A 19262-nucleotide genomic window follows, 5' to 3' on the forward strand; every position below is an offset into this window, starting at 1 on the left:
ATGGCGCAGAGCCTCACCGGCCGGCAGGCCCTTCCCGGCAAGCGGAACCGGCTCGCGCTGGCCCTGGGCGTGGGTCAACTGCTGCTCGCCGCCCCGATGCTCGCCACCCTCGCGACCGGCGGCCTGGTGGTCGCGGTGATGGGCCTGGCCGCCGGCGCTTCGGCGCCCGCGGTGCTGCTCCTCGCCCTGCTGCTCACCGCCGGCCCGCTGATCGGTCTGGGCGTGGCGTTCCTGATCGTCCGGCTGCAGGGGCTGCCCAGGGACGTCGCGTTCCCCGCGGTCAGCTTCGGCCTGCTGCTCGGCACCGCCGTCGAGTACTTCGGCTGGATCCGCCCCGCGCTCGGCTGACCCTGTGGCCGACCTTCGGTCGACCCTGCGGCTGACACTCGGCCGACTCCCGGTCAGCCCTCGTCGACGTGGTGCTCCCAGACCGTCTCCACCGACGGCTTGCCGTGCAGGTCCGGCACCTCCCGCAGCCAGGCCGGGCGCCCGGCCCGGGTCCGGGCCGCCCGCCGCCGTTCGGCCTCGCGCAGCTGCTCGGGCGTGGCGAAGCCCTCCGACAGCCACTCCCCGGCGAGCACCACCCGGGCGGCCAGATGGGTGACGTACGCGTGCCGGACGGCGTCCGCCGAGTCGAAGCCGGGCTCGTCGGCCAGCCACTCGTCCGGGACCAGCGCCAGCACCTCCTCCAGCAGCGGCACGGTGACCAGCGGGCCGAGCTCCTCGTCGGCCAGCCGGACGTCCGGGGCCGAGCCGCCGAGCGCGTGCGCGCTGAGGTCGTAGCGCTTGCCGACCGAGGCCTCGGCGCCCGCCCAGCGGTGGTGGAAGATCAGCGCGGCGCCGTTGTCGATCAGCCAGAGCCGCCCGTGCCAGACCACCAGGTTGGGGTTGTGCACGGTGCGGTCGACGTTGCCGGTGAGCGCGTCCAGCCAGACCACCCGGCCGGCCTCGACGGAGTCCACCGTGATCATCCCCGGCCGGAAGTCCCGCGCCCCGGGCAGCAGGTCCATCCCGAGGTTGAGGCCCGCGCTGGCCTTGAGCATGTCCTGGATCTCGGTGTCCGGCTCGTCGGCGGCGACGGCCGGGTCGAAGTCCACCAGCCGCAGCTCCGGCACCCGCAGGCCCAGCCGCCGGGCCAGCTCGCCGACGATCACCTCGGCGATCAGCGCCTTGCGGCCCTGCGCGGCCCCGGTGAACTTGACCACGTACGTTCCCAGGTCGTCGGTCTCCACCACGCCGGGAACGGAGCCGCCGGCCCGCAGCGGGTCGACGTAGCGCACTGCAGTCACCAGATCGAGCACACCGGTCACCCTATCCCGAGGCGTCACGGGCGTGACCCTGTGATTGGCTTGCCGGTGAGAGCGCTACCCCCCACACGAGGAGAGCAAGGTCATGGGACAGGTGCAGGCCACCACCGAGCGGGACTACGATGCCGCCCCCGAGCGGGTGTACGAGGCGCTGGCCGACTACCAGGTGACCCGCCCGAAGCTGCTGCCCGCGCAGTACAGCGAGTACGAGGTCCGGGTCGGCGGCACCGGCGCCGGCACCCAGGTGCACTGGAGGCTGCAGGCCACCGAGAAGCGCGTGCGCGACTGCCTCTTCACCGTCTCGGCGCCGACGCCGGACCAGCTGGTGGAGAAGGACGCCAACTCCAGCATGGTGATCACCTGGACCGTCTCCGCCGCCGGCGAGGGCCGCTCCAAGGTCACCGTGACCGCCACCTGGCAGGGCGCGACCGGCATCGGCGGATTCTTCGAGCGCACCTTCGCCCCGAAGGGCCTGAACCGCATCCACGACCAGGTGCTGGCCAACCTGGCCGCCGAGGTCCGCTGAGCTCCACCGAGGTCCGCTGAGCTCCACCGAGGTCCGCCGGCGACGCGGCCCGGTATGCTGACCGGCGCGATTCGAGCGGGTTGATCCTTCAACGCGCTTGAATCGCGCGGGAATTCGAGCGGCTCGGCCACCCGTGCGAGCCGAAAGCCGTACGGGTGGCCGAACCGCCACCTCCGGGTGACGAGGGCCGCCCGGCACGGGCGAGCCATCCTAGGCTCGCCGCCGTGCATATGACGATCCTTCACATTTCGCAACCGGTGGACGGCGGGGTCGCCCGCGTCGTCGCCGACCTGGTCCGGGGGCAGCGCGAGGCCGGCCACCGGGTGCTGGTCGCCTGTCCGCGCGGCGGACGGCTGGCCGAGGAGGCCGCCGCGGTGGGCGCGCTGGTCCAGGACTGGTCCGCCGGGCGCTCGCCGGGCCCGGGTGCCGCCGCCGAGGCCTGGCGGCTGCGCCGGATCGTCCGGGCGGCCGCGCCCGACGTGGTCCACCTGCACAGCGCCAAGGCCGGGCTGGCCGGCCGGCTGGCGGTGCGCGGCGCCGTCCCGACCGTCTTCCAGCCGCACGCCTGGTCCTTCGCCGCCGTGGACGGCGCGCTGGCCGCCGCGACCCTGCGCTGGGAGCGCTTCGCCACCCGGTGGGCGCACCGGCTGCTCTGCGTCAGCGTCCAGGAGCGGGCCGACGGCGTGGCGGCCGGGGTGCACGCCGACTGGGCGGTGGTGCCCAACGGGGTGGACGTCCGGCACTACGCGCCCGCCGACCGCCGGGCCGCCCGGATCGCGCTCGGCCTGGACCTGGACGCCCCGCTCGCGGTCTGCGTCGGGCGGCTGTGCCGGCAGAAGGGCCAGGACGTGCTGCTGGCGGCCTGGCCGGAGGTGTTGCGCCGGGTGCCGCAGGCCCGTCTGGCGCTGGTCGGCGGCGGGCCGGAGGAGCAGCGGGTGGCGGAGCTGGTCCGGGATAGCGTCGAGCCGGCCCGGGTCCGGCTGGTCGGGGACGTGGCGGACCCGCGTCCGTGGCTGGCGGCGGCCGATCTGGTGGTGCTGCCCTCGCGCTGGGAGGGGATGGCGCTGGCCCCGCTGGAGGCGATGGCGGCGGCCCGTCCGGTGCTGCTGACCGATGTGCCGGGGGCGAGGGAGTGCCTGCCGCCGGCGGAGCGGGAGCACGCGGTGGTCCCGCCGGAGGACGCGTCCGCCCTCGCCACCCGAATGGCGGAGGCGCTGTCCGATCCGATCGAATGCGAGCGACGCGGCGCGCGGCTGCGCGACCACGTGGTGGTGCGGCACGACGTGCGCACCGTGGTCGAACAGGTGGACGTCCTCTACCGCCATCTGCTGGGCGCCGGACCGTCGGCGCGGCGGCGCCGGGCCCGTGTCCCAGAGCGGATCTGATCGTTTCACATGCCGTGAATGCCCGCCGTTCCGGCGCTGTCGTATTCGCACCCTCAACCGGATATGGGACGAGGCGTCAAATCTGGAATACCTATCAATGGGCGGCTGGAATGAAACGGCAAGTCAACTTACGGCCCGTAGACCCTGGTTCGGTATTGTCGGATTTTGCCTGCTTCGTTCAGATTTCATACCGGGAATTCACGGCTGAGCCCCTCGCGACCGAGTCCAGTGCGACCGGCCCCATTGCGATCGGCCCCGCCGCGGGAGATCCGAAAGCCGCCAGTGGCAGCAGGTGCTGTCAGGACCGCGCCCACCGGGCCGGGATGGCCGCCCCGGGCCAACCGGTGTCGGGGCACCGTCACCCCGGGCACACAGCAGGGGAGATCGTGCGCTGATGACCATTGACCACGACAGTGTGCCGCGATCGGGCCTGCCCCTGGCCGGCCCACGCCGGCCGGGCACCGGGCTCCTCGACCGCCCGGCGGGATCGGCACACAGTCGGACGGTCCCGGCGCAGCGCCGGCACCGTGGGGCGGTCCGCAACCGGCTGGCCCTGCCGCTCGCCCTGGTCCAGGCCGACACCATCGCGCTGTTCTCCGCCACCGGCATCGCCAACCGGGCCGTCGACCCGTCCGCCCCGCTCGACCCCCTGCTCGGCGTCCCCGCGGTCCTGCCCCTGCTGCTCCTGCTCAACCTGGCCGGCGGCCTCTACCGGGCCCGGCTCACCCTGTCCGTCCTGGACGAACTGCCCGTCCTGGCCGCCCGGGCGGTGGTCGCCGCCGCCTTCGCCGTCACCCTGTCCGGCTGCCTGAGCGGCCACTGGCCCGACTACGGCCCGGCCGACCCGGCCCGCCTCACCGTCCTGCTCGGCGCCCAGCTGCTGGTCGCGACCGTCGGCCGCGCCGTCCTCTACCGCCTGGTCCGGCGGATCCGCCGCAGCCGCCCCAGCCCCGCCCTGGTGCTCGGCGCCGGCGGGCTCGGCCGCCGGATCGCCGCCGCCCTCGGCGAGCACGGCGAGTACGGGATGCGCCCGGTCGGCTTCCTGGACGCCGACCCGCCGCTGCTCGCCGGCGACACCGACCTGCCCGTTCTCGGCGGCCGCGAAGTGCTGGAGCGCGAGGTGCGCCGGCACCGGATCCAGCACGTGATCGCCACCGCCGGCGCCGGTGACGAGGCCGAGACCGCCGCCGCCCTGCGGGAGGCCACCCGGCTCGGCTGCCAGGTCTGGCTGGTGCCCGCGCTGCGCGAGTTCGGCTCGCTGCCCACCGCCCCGATCGCCGGCAGCGACCACCTGTGGGGCTTCCCCTGCCTGCGGGTCGGCCGCCCGGCGATGCGCCGCCCCGGCTGGGCCGGCAAGCGCGCCCTGGACATCACCGCCGCCGCGTTCGGCCTGCTGCTGCTCGCCCCCGTCCTGGCGCTCTGCGCCCTCGCCGTCCGCTTCGACACCGGCCCCGGCGTGCTCTTCCGCCAGCAGCGCACCGGGCTGGACGGCCGGGTCTTCACCGTCCTCAAGTTCCGCACCCTGCGCCCGAGCAACGAGCACGAGTCGGCGACCCGCTGGAACATCTCGCAGGACCACCGGATGGGCGCCGTCGGCCGACTGCTGCGCAAGAGCTCGCTGGACGAGCTGCCGCAGCTGTGGAACGTCCTGCGCGGCGACATGAGCCTGGTCGGCCCGCGCCCCGAACGCCCGTACTTCGTCATGCGGTTCGGCCAGGCCTACCCCGAGTACGCCGACCGCCACCGCGTCCCGGTCGGCCTCACCGGCCTGGCCCAGGTCAACGGCCTGCGTGGAGACACCTCCATCGAGGACCGGGCCCGGTTCGACAACCGCTACATCGAGAGCTGGAGCCTCTGGCAGGACGTCAAGATCCTGTGCCGCACCGCGGCCCTGATGCTCCACCCGGACGGGAGCTGACCCGCGTGGCCCTGACCCTTCCCGCCGTCCCGCGCCCCGCCTTACGGAGGGCGCTGCCCGCGCTCGCGGACCGGCCCAGCCTGCTCGCCGCGGCCACCGTCCTGCTGGTCTGCGTGCCGACCGGCGAGAAGGACGTCACCGCCGCCGTCCACGTCACCGCCGCCGACCTCGCCTCGCTGGCGCTGGTCGCCCTCACCGCGCTGAACCTGCTGCGCGGGCGGCTGCCCGCCGTCGGCCGGACCACCTGCGCGCTGTTCGGCGGGATCGTGGTCGCCGCCGCCGTCGCCACCGTCGGCTCGATCGACCCGGCCACCAGCGTCACCGGCTTCGTCCGGCTGGTCCAGGTCTTCGTGCTGGTGCCCGCCGCGGTGCTCTGCTCGCTGCGCGACCGCACCGACCAGCGCCTGGTCCTCGGCTCCTTCGTGCTCGCCGGGCTGATCCAGGGCGTGGTCGGCGCGAAGCAGTACCTCACCCACACCGGCGCCTCCTACACCGGCGAGCCGATCCGGGCCGTCGGCACCTTCGGCGCGCTGGACGTCATGGCGATGTCCACGGTGGTCAGCTTCGGCCTGCTCGCCGCCCTGGCCCTGGCGCTCGGGGCCCGCGAGCCGAAGGTCGCGCTCGAGCGACCGGAAGCGAGTGGGGAAGGCGCCACACGGGGGCCTCGTGGCGACGCCCGGCTGCGGCGGTCGATGTTCGCCGCCGCCGCCTTCCTCACCTTCCCGCTCGCCGTCTCGTTCAGCCGCGGCAGCTGGATCGCCACCGGCGTCGCCGCCACCGTGCTGCTGCTGCGCGCCGACGCCCGGCTGGCCGTCCGCAGCGCCGTCCTCGGTCTGGCCGCCGCGGTCGTCCTGGTCGGCGGCCTCGGCCTCGGCGGTTCCGGCGTCACCAAGCGGATCAGCTCGATCGGCTCCGTCTCCGCCGCCCCCGACCAGTCCGTCTCCGACCGCTACGACCTGTGGGCCACCGCCGGGCGGATCTGGCAGGACCACCCCGTCCACGGCGCCGGGCCCAAGGCCTTCCAGCAACTGCGCGACAGCCACGCCCCGCTGCGGCTGTCCTCCGGCAGCGACGCCGCCGACCCCACCATCGGCTTCCAGCGCGAGCCGCTGCTCTCCCCGCACAACATGTACTTCCTGGTCCTCAGCGAGCAGGGCCTGATCGGCATCTCCGCCTACGCGGCGCTCTTCCTCGCCCTCCTGCTCGGCTGCCTGCGCCGCTCCCGGGGCTTCGGCCTCGCGGCGCTCGCCCTGCTGACCTGGGTGCTGGTCGACTACCTGTACGCCGACATCGGCGGCACCACCACCGTGCTGACCTCCGTCGTCCTCGGCCTCGCCGCCCGCGCCGCCGCCGGGGAGGCGGACCTGTGACCACCGACCGGCCGGCCGCCCTGGCCTCCGCCCTGCCGGCCCCGCGCAGCGCGCCCGCCGAGCAGCCGGCCCCCGCACCCGACCCGGTGCCCCGGCGCGGCTTCCTCGCCAAGGCCTTCGGCATCACCGCCGTGCTCAGCGCCGCCGGCTCCGGCCTCGGCCTGCTGCGTGACCTCCTGCTGGCCCGCTACTTCGGCGCCAACCAGGGCACCGACGCCTTCCTGGTCGCCTGGACCGTCCCCGAGACGGCCGCGCCGCTGCTGATCGAGGACGCCATGTCCTTCCTCATGGTGCCCGCCTTCGCGCTCGCCCTGGTGCTGCGCGAGGAGGACCCGGACGCCCCCGACCCGGTCCGCCAACTGGCCCGCGCCACCCTGCCCTGGCTGCTGCTCGCGCTCAGCTGCCTCGCCCTGGCCGCCGCCCTCGGTGCCCCGCAGCTGGTCGAGCTGCTCGCCCCCGGCCTGCCCGACCCCGGCCTGGCCGTCACCTGCACCCGGATCACCGCGATCACCGTGCTGCCCTTCGGCGTGGCCGGCTACCTGGCCGCCGCGCTGCGCGCGCACCACCGCTTCACCGCCCCGGCCGGCATCTACGTCGTCTACAACCTCGGCATCCTGGCCGTCCTGCTCGGCTTCCACGCCTCCCTCGGGGTGCGCTCCGCCGCCCTCGGCGTCGCGGCCGGCAGCCTGCTGATGGCCGGCCTGCTGGTCGGCCCGTTCCTGCGCGGGCTGCGCCAGGGCCACCCCGACAGCAGCACCGGCACCGGTACAGGCGGCGGCAGCGGCGCCGGCCGCGCCCGCCGTTCGCGCAAGGCGCTGGTGCTGATGCCGCTCGCGCTGCTGCCGGTGGGCGCCTTCACCCTGACCCGCCAGTCGCAGGTCTTCGTCGAGCGCTACCTCGGCTCGGCGCTGCCGCCCGGCACCATCTCGCACCTCAACTACGCCGCCAAGGTCTCCCAACTCGCGATGACGGCGGGCATCCTGATCTGCACCGTCACCTTCCCGCTGGTCGCCCGGGCGCTCGCCGCCGGAGACCTCGCCGGCGCCCGCGACCGGGTGGAGAAGGACCTCGGCCAGGCGGCGGCCGTCGTCCTGCTCGGCACCGCCTTCCTGATGGCCTGCGCCCCCTCCGTCGTCGCGCTGCTGTTCGAGCGCGGCGCCTTCGGCCCCCGCGACACCGCCGCCACCGCCGACGTCATCCGGGTGTACAGCTTCGGCCTGCCCGCCCAGGCGCTGATCGGCGTGATGATCCGGCCGTACTTCTCGCTGCGCCCGGTGGTCCGCCGGGCCGACGACCCCGGCACCGAGGACGGCCGCCGCCGGCTGCTGGACTGGTTCCCGGCCGCCGCGATGGTGCTCGGCCTCGGCGTCACCGTCGCCACCGGCCTGCTCGCCACGCCCACCTTCGGCGCCCTGGGACTCGCCGCCGGCAACGCGGCCGGCATCACCACCACCGCCGCGCTGCTGCTGCGCGGCCTGGTGCTGCGCGGCATCCCGCTACGGCTGCGCCGGGTCCTCGGCGGCCACGGCCGGCTGGTGGCCGCCGCCGCCGGGGCCACCGTGCTCGGCACCGCCGCCGCCGGACTGGCCGCCGACCCCCTGCTCTCGACCCTCCTCGGGGGCCTCACCGTGGCGCTGGCCTTCGCCGCCCTGGGCGCCGGTCTCGGTGCCCACGAGGTGCGCGGTCCGGTCCTCGCCGCCGCCCGGGCCCTGAACCCGCACACCGTCGCCACCGTCGCCGAAGAAGGGAAGCGTCCCCATGGACAATGAACGGGGCACCGTTCGTTCGGCCCAGGCGGGCGTCAGCAACGCCTCGCCGCACCGGGCGCGACTGCCCAGGAGCCGTCACCCGGTCGGTGAACCGCCGATTCCCGGCCCCGCCTCACCGTGGATCCTGATGTACCACTCGGTGGCGGTCGAGAAGGAGGACCCCTACCGGCTCACCGTCAGCCCCGAGCGGTTCGCCGAGCAGATCGCCTGGCTGCACCGGCGCGGCCGGCGGGGTGTCTCGGTCCGCGAGCTGATGCGGGCCCGCGCCCTCGGCCGGGACGACAAGCTGGTCGGCCTCACCTTCGACGACGGCTACGCGGACTTCGCCCGGTACGCCGTACCGATCCTCCAGGCCTACGGCTTCACCGCCACCGCGTACGTGGTCGCCGACCTGCTCGGCCGCGACAACAACTGGGACACCGAGGGCCCGCGCAAGAAGCTGCTCACCGTCCCGGAGGTCACCGAACTCGCGGCCGCCGGCTGGGAGATCGGCTCGCACGGCCTCGGCCACCAGGCGCTGCCCGGCCTGCCGGCCGAGGCCCTCGCGGTGCAGGCCCGGGAGAGCCGGCGCCTGCTGGAGGAGGTCGTCGGCGGCCCGGTCACCGGCTTCTGCTACCCGTACGGCGCCGTCGACCTGCCCGCCACCCTGGCCATCCGCGACGCCGGGTACGACTACGCCTGCGCCATCGCGCACTCCCCGCTCACCGGCCGATTCGCCCTGCCCCGCTGCTACGTCGGCGACCGCGACGGCGCCTGGCGGCTGCGCGCCAAGAAGGGCCGGCACCGACTGCGCGACGCCCTCACCGAGCTGCGCCGCGCGCGCAGGGCGCGCCCCGAGCGCCCCGGAGGCGAGCGGGCGGTCACGGAGCGTCGGCCGTGAGGGTGCTGCACATCGTCACCGGGCTCGCCTCCGGCGGAGCGGAGCGCCAACTCCACCTGCTGCTCCGGCACTTGCCCGCGCACCAACAGTGCGAGGTGCTCGCCCTGACCAACCCGGGCGCGGTCGCGGCCGCCCTGCGCGCCGACGGCGTGACCGTCCACCACCTCGGCATGCGCGGCAACCGGGACCTCGGCGCGCTGCCCCGGCTGGTCCGGCTGGTCCGGGCCGGCCGCTACGACCTGGTGCACACCCACCTCTACCGGGCACAGCTGTACGGCCGGCTGGCCGCGCGGCTGGCCGGGGTGCGCGCGGTGGTCTCCACCGAGCACTCGCTGCACGCCGGGGTGATCGAGGGCCGCCCGGTCACCCGGGGCGTCAAGGGCCTCTACCTGGCGGCCGAGCGGCTCGGCTGCACCACCGTCGCGGTCTCCCGGCAGGTCGCCCAGACGCTGCGCTCCTGGGGCGTGCCGCCGGCCCGGATCGAGCTGATCCCCAACGGCATCGACACCGGCCGCTACCGCCTCCCACCCGTCGACCGGGCCGTCACCCGCCGTCGGCTGCGGGCCGAACTCGGCCTGCCGGAGGGGAGTTGGGTGATCGGCGGGGTGGGCCGGCTGGTCCCCGGCAAGCGCTTCGAGGTCCTGGTCGAGGCACTCGCCGAACTCGACCCGGCGACCCGGCTGGTGCTGGTCGGCGAGGGTCCGGAGCGCGCCGCGCTGGAGCGCCGGGCCGCCGCACTCGGCGTCCGGGAGCGGCTGGTGCTCACCGGCGAGCGCGACGACGTGCCCGAGCTGCTGGCCGCCCTGGACGTGCTGGCCGCGCCCTCCACCGCGGAGACCTTCGGCCTCGGCGTCCTGGAGGGCCTCGCGGCCGGGCTGCCGGTGCGGCACAGCGCCTGCCCGGCGCTCGACGAACTGCCGCCCAGCGCCGCCCCGCAGGCTCGCCGGATCCCGTCCGAGCCCGCCGCCTACGCCGGTGCCCTGCGCGACCTGCGGCACCTGAGCGAGCACACCGCCGACCCGCTGCCGTACCCGCCGGCCGTCGGCCACTACGACATCGCCCGGGTCGCCGCCGACCTGGGCGCCCTCTACGACCGGCTGGCCCGCGCTTGACCGCCCGCCACCGCCGGAACCGCCGTCCCATACCCAAGGAGCCACACCCATGACCACACCGCGCCGAAGCGCCCGCCGCCTGGTCCGCCGCTGGTGGCCGGTGGCGCTCGCGGTTCCGTTGGGCGCCGCGGCCGGCGCCGGGTACGCCGTCGTCTCGCACCCCTCGTACGCCGCCAACGCCTACGTCCTCGTGGTCCCGCAGAACCCCGGCGAGGCCGCGACCGCGACCAACTTCGCCCAGGCGTACGGGCGGCTGGCGGGCCAGCCGCAGGTGCTCGCGGTGGCGGCCGCCGAGACCGGCCACACCCGGGCCGAGCTGGAGTCCCTGGTGCACGGGACGACCTCCCCGGACGCCCCGATGATCGAGATCACCGGCACCGGGACGCGCGCCCAGGAGGCCGCCCGGACCGCCGACGCGGTGGCCCGCTCGCTGGTCGCCTTCGCCAACACCAGCAGCAAGGACACCAACGTCCGGCTGGTGACGCTGGCCCCGGCCGCCGCGCCGGACACGCCGACCACACCCTCCGCCAAGCTGGACGTCGCGGTCGGCGGCGCGGCCGGACTGCTGCTGGGCGCGCTGGCGATGACGACCCGCCGCCGGGGCGAGGCCGAGGCACCGCAGGCCGCCGAGGGCACCGGGACCCCGCAGACCCCTGCGGCCGCCGGACCGGCCGAGGCCCCGACGACGCCGCGCCCGCGCAGCGAGGACCAGCCTGCCAAGGCCGGGCCGGACACGAAGGCCCACGCCGTGAAGGGCAGCGCCGTGAAGGGCAGCACCGCGAAGGGCAGCACCGCGAAGGCCGACGCCGTGAAGGCCGCCACCGCGAAGAGCGACGCCGTGAGGAGCGACACCCGGAAGGCTGACACCGCGAAGGCCGCCGCCGCCGAGGCCGAGCCCGAAGCGGCGGAGGAGCCCCCGGCCACGGAGAAGCCGACGGCGAAGGAGAAGTCGGCGGCCAAGGAGAAGAGCGCGGCCGGGAGCGGCCGATGAGCACCGAGACCCGCAGCGCAGGCCGGACGGCCCGGTCGGCGGCGTCGTCCTGGACCACCGAGCTGCGCTGCGAGGACGACGCCCTGGACACTCTCGCCGAGGAGTGGGACGACCTGGCCGCCCGCTGCCGGACCGCCACCTTCTTCCAGGCCGCCGCCTGGCAGCGCTCCTGGTGGCGCCACTACGGCCGCCCGGGCGGCCTGGTCGTGGTGCTGGTCCGCCGGGACGGCCTGCTGGTCGGCGCGGGCGCCTTCCGGCGTCGCGGCGGCCCCTTCGGCGGCCTGACCGGCCTGGGCGCCGGGCTGGCCGACTACACCGACGTCCTGCTCGACGACGAGTGCGCCGACCGGGCCGCCGCCGAGTTCGCCGCCGCGCTCCCGCTCACCCGACCGTGGCACTGGCTGGAGCTGCGCGAGGTCCACCCCGAGGCGGCGGTGCAGCGGGTGTACGCGCACTGGCGCGGCGACCGCCGCCGCTTCGAGGACTCGCTCTGCCAGTACTTGCCGGCCGTCCCGATGGAGCGGCTGCTCAAGCGGCTGCCCGGCAAGACCGCCCAGCGCAGCCGGGTGAAGCTGCGCAAGATCGCCGAGGCCGGGGTGCAGGTCCGTTCGACGCCGCCGGCCGAGGTGGCGGAGGCGCTGGAGGAGTTGCTGCGGCTGCACTTCCTGCAGTGGCAGGTACGCGGTGTGACCCCGGAGCACCGCACCGAGCGGTTCGCCCGGCACCTGACCGAGTCCACCACCGGCCTGGTCGCCACCGGCAGGGCCGCCGTCCACCAGTTCCACCTGGACGGCCAGGTGGTCGCGGTGAACCTGCTGCTGCTCTGCCCCTCCTTCGGCGGGCTGTACCTGTACGGCGCGCACCCGATGCTGCGCGAGCGGCTGGACATCGCCGGGCTGCTGTTCGGCGCGGCACTGGACGAGACGGTCGGCGCGGGCATCCCGCTGCTCGGCCTGCTGCGCGGCCAGGAGCCGTACAAGCAGCGCTGGCGCCCGGACCGGCTGCCCAACCAGCGGCTGCTGCTGGGCCCGTCGGGGCCGGCGCCGGCGGCGCTCGTCCGGGCCGGGGCGGTGCGCGCCCGGCAGGCGGCGTCGCACCAGCTGCGCACCCGCTTCCCCAGGCTCAAGGAGGCGCTGCTGGCCCGCCGCCGCAGCTGACCGTTCAACGCCGGGTGGGCGTCGGACCGGCCGACGGGCTCGCGGCCGGGCCCGTCGGCGGCGTCGCGGTCGCGGTCGCGCTCGGCCGGACGGTCGCGGTCGGCAGCGCCGGAATGCTCGGCACCGCGGGTACGGTCGGCACCGCCGGAGCGGTGGGCGCCGGGGGCGCCGTCGGCACCACGGCCGGCGCCCCCTTCGACCCGGACATCAGCTGCTTGAACCGCGCCGCCGAGCGCGGGTTGCTGCCGCACTGGAAGAAGCCGTGCGGGCAGTAGTCGGTGACGGTCTGGTAAGCGGTGTCGTGGGTACGGATCCAGTCGACCATCCGCTGGACGAACTCGGGATTGTCGCCGTTGCGGAACAGCCCCCACTCCGGGTACGAGACGGGCTTGCCGCGCTTGGCGGCGAACTCCACCTGGTCCTGCAGGCCGTACGGCTCGCGCACGTAGTCGTCGAAGGTGCCCCCGGCGGGCTGGTCGTAGCTGTCCATGCCGATGATGTCGACCACGTCGTCGCCGGGGTAGCACTTGGTCCACGGGATGGCGTCCGGGCCCCGGTTCGGGGCGAAGTCGAAGCGGAACCGCTGCCCGGGCACCGAGCGCATCACTCCGACGATCCGCCGCCAGTAGGCCTTCCACGCGGACGGGTCGGGCTTGCAGCGGTGGGTGTAGGTGGTGCCGTTCATCTCCCAGCCGACGGTGAGCACGGTGTCCGCGCCACCCAGCGCGACCAGCCGTCGGGCGAGCTTGAGGAAGTGCGCGTCGTAGTCCCCGCGCGCGCCCTGGGCGAGCAGCTTCGCCACCTCGCCGTCCGGCACGTTCTCCTCGTTGGGCACCAGCATCGGCACACCGAGCACGAGCAGCCGGGACGGGTCGGCCAGCCGCCACTGCGACCACATGCCGAGCACCACCGGGTCACCGTCGATGTCGGCCCAGCCGTTGCCGGCCAGGTAGGTGTGGCCGACCTGCAGGTTCGCGTCGCCCAGCCACTGGGCGTACCGGCCGATCTGCGGGATGTAGTTGTCCCAGGAGCCGACGAAGGCGCCGAACGGCGGCTCGTGCTTCGGCCGCTGGGCGGGCGGGCGGGGGGCGGCGCCGCGCGGGTCGAAGGCGTCCGAGGAGAGGGCGCGCCGTTCGGTCTGGCTGAGCGGAGTCCCGGCCGGGACGCCGACCGTGGCCATCAGCAGCAGGGCGGCGGCGGCCAGCGTCAGGCGGCCGATTCGCATGGTCTCTCCTCCGACGTCGCGTGGGAGGGGCGCCCGGTCTCGGCGTGGACGGACCGTGGCGCCCCGCTCGCCGACAGTAGGGCCGCCGGAGGACAGAAAAGCCGAATGTCACCCTAAAGTGGGCGATATTCGAACGCCGTCTGCCGCAATGGCCGCCGACCGGCCGCCGTGTATCAGATCTGTAACGGTCCGACCGGGCCCCGCGGCCCGGCCCGCCCCGCCCCGCGGAGCGGCCGGGGAGCCGACGACGCAGGTGGGCGGGTGGGCGTGCGGGCGGGGCGCGCGCGGCCGGGCGCGCGGTTCGCGGTACGGGCGGGGCCCGGAACCGGGCTGACTCGCGTGCCCGGCGAAAGGTACGCTCCGGCCGTGTCCCGGAAGCCGCTGCGTGTACTGACCCCCCGCTCGATCCTGCCTGCCCTGGCGGTGATGCTGGTCCTTGCGGCCGGCGCGGCGGCCCACGCGAACAAGCCGGTGCCGTTCGGCGACCGGGTGGCGGGGCCGGGCGACGCGGAGGCGACGCCGGTGAACTCCGAGTCGCTCAGCGCGGCCGACCTGGACCTGCGGGTGGGCCCGGGCCTGGAGGCCTTCCACAAGCAGACCGGCGAGCAGGCCTGGTCCTACCGCCGCGAGGGCGCCGAGGCGCTCTACCTGGCGATGGCCGGGGACAACGCGATCGTGGTCTGGGACGACGGCATCGTCACCTCGGTGCGCCCGGGCGACCACGAGGTGCGCTGGCACCGCGCGGTGCCGGGCCTGGCGGACTGGCTGCGCGGCGACGGCGAGCCCGGCGCCGACAAGCGGACCGACGCCCAGCGCAAGCAGCTCGCCAAGCAGCGGGCCGCGGCCGCGCTGCACCCCGTCCAGCGGAACGGCTCGCCCTGGCTGGCCCTGATGACCCCGAACCTGACGATGGGTCTGCGCGACGCCGACGGTGACCTGCGCTACAACGACAAGCCGGCCAACGGCTGCGCCTTCGACCCGCTGCGCGCCGTGCACACCGACTACGCCGTACTCATCCCGCGCACCTGCACCAACAGCAGCGGGCAGGCCGTCTCGGGCGCCATCACCGGCTACCGGCTGGACAGCAACGGCTGGGCGATGAGCACCGGCCCGGCCGCGACGGTCAAGGTGCTGGACGCCAGCCGGGTGGAGATCACCGACGGCCCGGTCATGCCGCCCAAGGTCTTCGACACCAAGGCGGCCGCGCCCGAGACGGCCTGCGGCACCCTCGACGTACCCTTCGCCGCCGTCCGGCCGCAGGGCAACTGCGTCGACCCGTCGGCGGCCCCGGCCGCGGACGCCCCGGCGGCTCCCACGGCCCCGGTGGCCCCGGCCGCGACCGACGCCCCGGCCGCTCCGGACACTCCCGCCGCGACCGATGCCCCGGCCGCGACCGACACCCCGGGCCCCTCCGCTCCGGCGGGTGACCAGCCGGCCGCGCAGCAGCCGTAAGCCGGCGGGTACCCCGGGGCGGTAGTCCCCCCGGGGCGTTTCGTGCGGCCCGGTAGACTTGCCGTCATGGCTATCTCCTCCGGGCAATAGCGGGCGGCGGCGCCCAGTGTGCTGCGCCGACCGCCGATGAAAGCCCCTTTCCGCTCGCCCGGCCCCGGGTCCCCGCCCGGCCGCCCGCCCACGTCCCAGGAGTAGTTCCCAGCCATGATTTCCGCCAACGCCCTCGAGCTGCGCGCCGGTGCCCGGATCCTGATCGAGTCCGCGAGCTTCAAGGTCGCCCCGGGCGACCGGATCGGCCTGGTCGGGCGCAACGGCGCCGGCAAGACCACGCTCACCAAGGTGCTGGCCGGCGAGGGTATGCCCGCCGCCGGGACCGTCACCCGTTCGGGCGAGGTCGGCTACCTCCCGCAGGACCCGCGCACCGGCGACCTCGACGTCCTCGCCAAGGACCGCATCCTGTCCGCCCGCGGTCTCGACACCGTGCTGAAGAAGATGCGCGAGAACGAGGAGCGGATGGCGAACGGAAAGGGCGCCACCCGGGACAACGCGATGAAGAAGTACGCCCGGCTGGAGACCGAGTTCCTCACCAAGGGCGGGTACGCCGCCGAGGCCGAGGCCGCCACCATCGCCGCCGCGCTGGGCCTGCCGGACCGGATCCTGGCCCAGCCGCTGCACACCCTCTCCGGTGGTCAGCGCCGCCGCGTCGAGCTGGCCCGGATCCTCTTCTCGGACTCCGACGTGCTGCTGCTCGACGAGCCCACCAACCACCTGGACGCCGACTCGATCGTCTGGCTGCGGGACTTCCTGAAGACCTACAAGGGTGGCTTCATCGTCATCTCGCACGATGTCGACCTGGTCGAGACGGTCGTCAACAAGGTCTTCTACCTGGACGCCAACCGCTCCGCGATCGACGTCTACAACATGGGCTGGAAGCAGTACCAGCAGCAGCGCGAGGACGACGAGAAGCGCCGCAAGCGCGAGCGGGCGAACGCCGAGAAGAAGGCCGCGACCCTCAACGCGCAGGCCGACAAGATGCGCGCCAAGGCCACCAAGACGGTCGCCGCGCAGAACATGGCCCGCCGCGCCGACAAGCTGCTGTCCGGCCTGGAGCAGGTCCGGATGAACGACAAGGTCGCCAAGCTGCGCTTCCCCGACCCGGCCCCCTGCGGCAAGACGCCGCTGACCGCCAGCGGTCTGTCCAAGTCCTACGGCTCGCTGGAGATCTTCACCGACGTCGACCTGGCGATCGACCGGGGCTCCCGGGTCGTCGTGCTGGGCTTCAACGGCGCCGGCAAGACCACCCTGCTGCGGATGCTGGCCGGGGTGGAGCAGCCGGACACCGGCGAGGTGATCCCGGGCCACGGCCTGAAGATCGGCTACTACGCCCAGGAGCACGAGACCCTGGACCCGGACCGCACGGTGCTGGAGAACATGCGCTCCTCGGCGCCCGACACCGACCTGGTGCAGATCCGCAAGATCCTCGGCTCGTTCCTGTTCTCCGGCGACGACGTCGACAAGCCGGCCGGGGTGCTCTCCGGTGGTGAGAAGACCCGTCTGGCGCTGGCCAGCCTGGTGGTCTCCTCCGCCAACGTGCTGCTGCTCGACGAGCCCACCAACAACCTCGACCCGGCCAGCCGTGAGGAGATCCTGGGCGCGCTGCGCGAGTTCTCCGGCGCTGTCGTGCTGGTCACCCACGACGAGGGCGCGGTCGACGCGCTCCAGCCGGAGCGGATCATCCTGCTGCCGGACGGCGTGGAGGACCTCTGGAACCCGTCCTACGCCGATCTGGTCTCGCTGGCCTGACCGGAAGTAGACGCGGCATCCGCTTTTCGGACCAGAAAAACTAGTCCTTACGGCGTGTCCGGGAATGAAGTAGACCCGGATTCCGTTTAAGGACTTCCCGTCGGCCCGCCACTCGATCGTGGTCGGGCCGACGCTGCTGATCAGCCCTTTCACGGCGAATGGCGGTAACCGCCCGGGGGCGTGCACTCTGCGTGAGCGCCCTGATGCGCTCGGATCACCACCGCAGGACCACGCATTTCCGGCATCGACCTTGTCGAATGGGTGGCCAGGACGCGGTGGATGGGTGATCATGGGAATCTGACCGAGCAACGCTACGAGGAGGCACGGGTGGCCGAGACTCTGAAAAAGGGCAGCCGGGTGACCGGTGCCGCGCGTGAGAAGCTCGCGGCCGATCTCAAGAAGAAGTACGACTCCGGGGCGAGCATTCGCGCTCTCGCGGAGGAGACCGGTCGTTCGTACGGCTTCGTGCACCGGATGCTGAGCGAGTCCGGAGTGATCCTCCGGGGCCGCGGCGGTGCCACGCGGGGCAAGAACAAGGCGACTGCCGGGGCCGGTTCCTGACGGTTCGTCAGCTATTGGCTGGATGACGCGGCGGCAGGGCGCCGACTGAGGAGACGGCAGCTGACCGACAGCTGGACGTGTGCCCTCGGGTCGTGTGGACCGGCCGCCGATCGTCATGTCCGGGGCGCCGTCCGCCCCCGTCCTCCTTTCCTGCGGGCCCGGTCGATCTTTCCGGGCCGGGCCCCCTGCCCTCGCGCGTCCAGTTTTGTTACTCTCCGGTAGCCACATCCCCCGCCACCGGAGGTCCCCGCATGACCGCCCCCGCCACCGACCCGCAGGCCCCGAGCTGGGAGCGGGACGGCGTCCGCCTGGAGATCGAAGGCGAACTCGCCGTCGTCACCCTCTGTCAGCCCAAGCGGCGCAACGCGCAGTCGCCCGCCCTCTGGCGCGCGCTCACCGACGCCGGCCGTGACCTGCCCGGCAGCGTCCGGGTCGTCCTGCTGCGCGCCGAGGGCGTCTCCTTCTCGGCCGGGCTGGACCGGGCGATGTTCACCGCCGAGGGCATCCCGGGCGAGCCCAACTTCCTGCAGCTCGCCGCGGCCAGCGACAAGGAACTGGACGACACCATCGCCTCGTACCAGGAGGCCTTCACCTGGTGGCGCCGCCCCGACCTGATCTCCATCGCCGTCGTCCAGGGCCACGCCGTCGGAGCGGGCTTCCAGCTGGCCCTCGGCTGCGACCTGCGGGTGGTCGCGGAGGACGTCCAGTTCGCGATGAAGGAGACCGCACTCGGCCTCGTCCCGGACCTGGCCGGCACCAAGCCGCTCACCGAACTCGTCGGCTACGCCCGCGCGCTGGAGATCTGCGCGACCGGCCGCTGGGTCGGCGCCGAGGAGGCCGCCGCGATCGGGCTGGCCAACCTGGCCGTATCGGGCGCGGAACTGGACGCCGCCGCCCGTGACCTCGCGGCGGCCCTGCTGGCGGCTCCGCGCGGCGCGGTGATCGAGACCAAGGCCCTGCTGCAGGGCGCCGCCGGGCGCTCCTTCGAGGAGCAGCGCTCGGCCGAACGGGTGGCGCAGGCCCGTCGGCTGCGGGAGCTCGCCGGGATCGGCGACTGACCTCGCATCGTTCGACCGCCCGTCTCTGATCGAAGGCCTGCCCCCAAGGATGTCCGGGGCGGGCCTTCGGCGCTTCCCGGGTCCGTCGCGGGGTCCGTCGCGGGGTCGGGCGGGTTCCCTTCGGCGGGCGCGGAACGTGGCGAAATGCCAGAGTTGGGGAGGTTTGCGATATAGCTGGAGCCGTACGACGGGAGATATGCCCATGCCTGACACTCCGACGCCCGCGACCCTGCACAAGAACGCCGGCGGCGCCCCGACCCCCGGCCCGCCGCCGGGCGCCTCCGGCGGAGCGAAGCCGGTCGAGGAGCGCGGCCGTACGGCGCTGGCCGTCGGCGTGGTGGAGAAGATCGCCGGGATGGCCGCCCGGGAGGTCCCCGGGATCCACGCGCTGGGCTCCGGGCTCGCCCGTACGTTCGGTGCGATGCGGGACCGGGTGCCCGGCGGCAGGCCGAGCGTCGGGCGGGGCATCAAGGCCGAGGTCGGCGAGCGGCAGACCGCCATCGACATCGCCCTGGTGGTCGAGTACGGCGTCGTCATTCCCGAACTCGCCCGCCAGGTACGGGAGAACATCATCAACGCGGTCGAGCGGATGACCGGCCTCGAGGTCGTCGAGGTCAACATCGCGGTCAACGACGTCCACCTCCCGGACGAACCGGAGTACGAGGAGGAAGAGGAGCCGGCGTCGGCGCCGGGGCAGCGCCCCAAGCTCAAGTAGCGGGCACGGCCGAACGAGGCAGCGAAGCACGAG

17 protein-coding genes are annotated in these 19262 nt (G+C 74.5%); 15 read left to right on the forward strand and 2 right to left on the reverse strand.

Features of this window, described 5'->3' with window-relative positions:
- Positions 1-348: a hypothetical protein gene (locus tag ACZ52J_RS22480; RefSeq protein ID WP_360499619.1), complete on the forward strand. Its 348-nt coding sequence runs from the start codon at positions 1-3 to the stop codon at positions 346-348.
- Between the two features lie 53 nt (positions 349-401).
- Here ACZ52J_RS22480 and ACZ52J_RS22485 read toward each other — a convergent pair whose 3' ends face one another.
- A complete protein-coding gene (locus tag ACZ52J_RS22485; protein WP_465621106.1) occupies positions 402-1301 on the reverse strand; it encodes a HipA family kinase in 900 nt (299 codons plus the stop codon).
- Positions 1302-1392: 91 nt separating this feature from the next.
- Between ACZ52J_RS22485 and ACZ52J_RS22490 the strand changes: the two genes are divergently transcribed.
- The 9 genes from ACZ52J_RS22490 to ACZ52J_RS22530 all read left to right on the forward strand — a co-directional run bounded on the left by ACZ52J_RS22490 (position 1393) and on the right by ACZ52J_RS22530 (position 12415).
- Positions 1393-1833 (forward strand): SRPBCC family protein, encoded by a 441-nt coding sequence (locus tag ACZ52J_RS22490; protein ID WP_465621108.1) that lies wholly within the window; start codon positions 1393-1395, stop codon positions 1831-1833.
- Positions 1834-2063: 230 nt separating this feature from the next.
- Positions 2064-3218, forward strand: a complete 1155-nt coding sequence (locus ACZ52J_RS22495; RefSeq protein ID WP_465621110.1) for a glycosyltransferase — start codon at positions 2064-2066, stop codon at positions 3216-3218.
- Between the two features lie 394 nt (positions 3219-3612).
- On the forward strand, positions 3613-5136 hold the full coding sequence (locus ACZ52J_RS22500) for an exopolysaccharide biosynthesis polyprenyl glycosylphosphotransferase (RefSeq protein WP_465621112.1): 1524 nt from the start codon (positions 3613-3615) through the stop codon (positions 5134-5136).
- 5 nt (positions 5137-5141) lie between these two features.
- A complete protein-coding gene (locus tag ACZ52J_RS22505) occupies positions 5142-6506 on the forward strand; it encodes an O-antigen ligase family protein (protein WP_465621114.1) in 1365 nt (454 codons plus the stop codon).
- Positions 6503-8275: a lipid II flippase MurJ gene (locus ACZ52J_RS22510; RefSeq protein ID WP_465621116.1), complete on the forward strand. Its 1773-nt coding sequence runs from the start codon at positions 6503-6505 to the stop codon at positions 8273-8275. Before ACZ52J_RS22505 ends, ACZ52J_RS22510 begins: the two co-directional genes overlap by 4 nt.
- Positions 8265-9155: a polysaccharide deacetylase family protein gene (locus ACZ52J_RS22515; RefSeq protein WP_465621118.1), complete on the forward strand. Its 891-nt coding sequence runs from the start codon at positions 8265-8267 to the stop codon at positions 9153-9155. The genes ACZ52J_RS22510 and ACZ52J_RS22515 overlap by 11 nt, the downstream gene beginning before the upstream one ends.
- Complete coding sequence (locus tag ACZ52J_RS22520; RefSeq protein ID WP_465621120.1) at positions 9152-10267, forward strand: glycosyltransferase; 1116 nt, start codon at positions 9152-9154, stop codon at positions 10265-10267. The genes ACZ52J_RS22515 and ACZ52J_RS22520 overlap by 4 nt, the downstream gene beginning before the upstream one ends.
- Before the next feature lie 49 nt (positions 10268-10316).
- On the forward strand, positions 10317-11258 hold the full coding sequence (locus ACZ52J_RS22525) for a Wzz/FepE/Etk N-terminal domain-containing protein (protein WP_465621121.1): 942 nt from the start codon (positions 10317-10319) through the stop codon (positions 11256-11258).
- Entirely contained in the window at positions 11255-12415 is a 1161-nt protein-coding gene (locus tag ACZ52J_RS22530; protein WP_465621122.1) for a GNAT family N-acetyltransferase, read from the forward strand. Before ACZ52J_RS22525 ends, ACZ52J_RS22530 begins: the two co-directional genes overlap by 4 nt.
- Before the next feature lie 4 nt (positions 12416-12419).
- Here ACZ52J_RS22530 and ACZ52J_RS22535 read toward each other — a convergent pair whose 3' ends face one another.
- Positions 12420-13640 carry a glycoside hydrolase family 26 protein gene (locus tag ACZ52J_RS22535; protein WP_465621123.1) on the reverse strand — a complete coding sequence of 407 codons (1221 nt, stop codon included), beginning with the start codon at positions 13638-13640 and terminating at the stop codon, positions 12420-12422.
- Positions 13641-14006: 366 nt separating this feature from the next.
- On the opposite strand from ACZ52J_RS22535, the gene ACZ52J_RS22540 reads away from it, so the two are divergent.
- The 5 genes from ACZ52J_RS22540 (at position 14007) to ACZ52J_RS22560 (ending at position 19229) form a co-directional block, all read left to right on the forward strand.
- The gene (locus ACZ52J_RS22540; RefSeq protein WP_465621125.1) at positions 14007-15092 is read left to right on the forward strand and encodes a hypothetical protein; all 1086 of its coding nucleotides are present in this window, start codon (positions 14007-14009) and stop codon (positions 15090-15092) included.
- Between the two features lie 204 nt (positions 15093-15296).
- On the forward strand, positions 15297-16895 hold the full coding sequence (locus ACZ52J_RS22545; RefSeq protein ID WP_360499645.1) for an ABC-F family ATP-binding cassette domain-containing protein: 1599 nt from the start codon (positions 15297-15299) through the stop codon (positions 16893-16895).
- 327 nt (positions 16896-17222) lie between these two features.
- The gene (locus ACZ52J_RS22550; RefSeq protein WP_030059940.1) at positions 17223-17456 is read left to right on the forward strand and encodes a helix-turn-helix domain-containing protein; all 234 of its coding nucleotides are present in this window, start codon (positions 17223-17225) and stop codon (positions 17454-17456) included.
- A gap of 251 nt (positions 17457-17707) precedes the next feature.
- Positions 17708-18514, forward strand: coding sequence for an enoyl-CoA hydratase/isomerase family protein (locus tag ACZ52J_RS22555; protein ID WP_465621127.1), 807 nt, complete (start codon positions 17708-17710; stop codon positions 18512-18514).
- Positions 18515-18716: 202 nt separating this feature from the next.
- Positions 18717-19229, forward strand: a complete 513-nt coding sequence (locus ACZ52J_RS22560; protein ID WP_360499648.1) for an Asp23/Gls24 family envelope stress response protein — start codon at positions 18717-18719, stop codon at positions 19227-19229.
- Positions 19230-19262: the final 33 nt, after the last annotated feature.

Source organism: Kitasatospora sp. NPDC034035, from assembly GCF_055575755.1.

Bases quoted from the DNA above. Each gene is read 5' to 3' on its own strand.
- ACZ52J_RS22480 (WP_360499619.1), top strand. From the start codon at position 1: ATGGCGCAGAGCCTCACCGGCCGGCAGGCCCTTCCCGGCAAGCGGAAC.
- ACZ52J_RS22490 (WP_465621108.1), top strand. From the start codon at position 1,393: ATGGGACAGGTGCAGGCCACCACCGAGCGGGACTACGATGCCGCCCCC.
- ACZ52J_RS22495 (WP_465621110.1), top strand. From the start codon at position 2,064: ATGACGATCCTTCACATTTCGCAACCGGTGGACGGCGGGGTCGCCCGC.
- ACZ52J_RS22500 (WP_465621112.1), top strand. From the start codon at position 3,613: ATGACCATTGACCACGACAGTGTGCCGCGATCGGGCCTGCCCCTGGCC.
- ACZ52J_RS22515 (WP_465621118.1), top strand. From the start codon at position 8,265: ATGGACAATGAACGGGGCACCGTTCGTTCGGCCCAGGCGGGCGTCAGC.
- ACZ52J_RS22525 (WP_465621121.1), top strand. From the start codon at position 10,317: ATGACCACACCGCGCCGAAGCGCCCGCCGCCTGGTCCGCCGCTGGTGG.
- ACZ52J_RS22530 (WP_465621122.1), top strand. From the start codon at position 11,255: ATGAGCACCGAGACCCGCAGCGCAGGCCGGACGGCCCGGTCGGCGGCG.
- ACZ52J_RS22535 (WP_465621123.1), bottom strand. From the start codon at position 13,640: ATGCGAATCGGCCGCCTGACGCTGGCCGCCGCCGCCCTGCTGCTGATG.
- ACZ52J_RS22545 (WP_360499645.1), top strand. From the start codon at position 15,297: ATGATTTCCGCCAACGCCCTCGAGCTGCGCGCCGGTGCCCGGATCCTG.
- ACZ52J_RS22555 (WP_465621127.1), top strand. From the start codon at position 17,708: ATGACCGCCCCCGCCACCGACCCGCAGGCCCCGAGCTGGGAGCGGGAC.
- ACZ52J_RS22560 (WP_360499648.1), top strand. From the start codon at position 18,717: ATGCCTGACACTCCGACGCCCGCGACCCTGCACAAGAACGCCGGCGGC.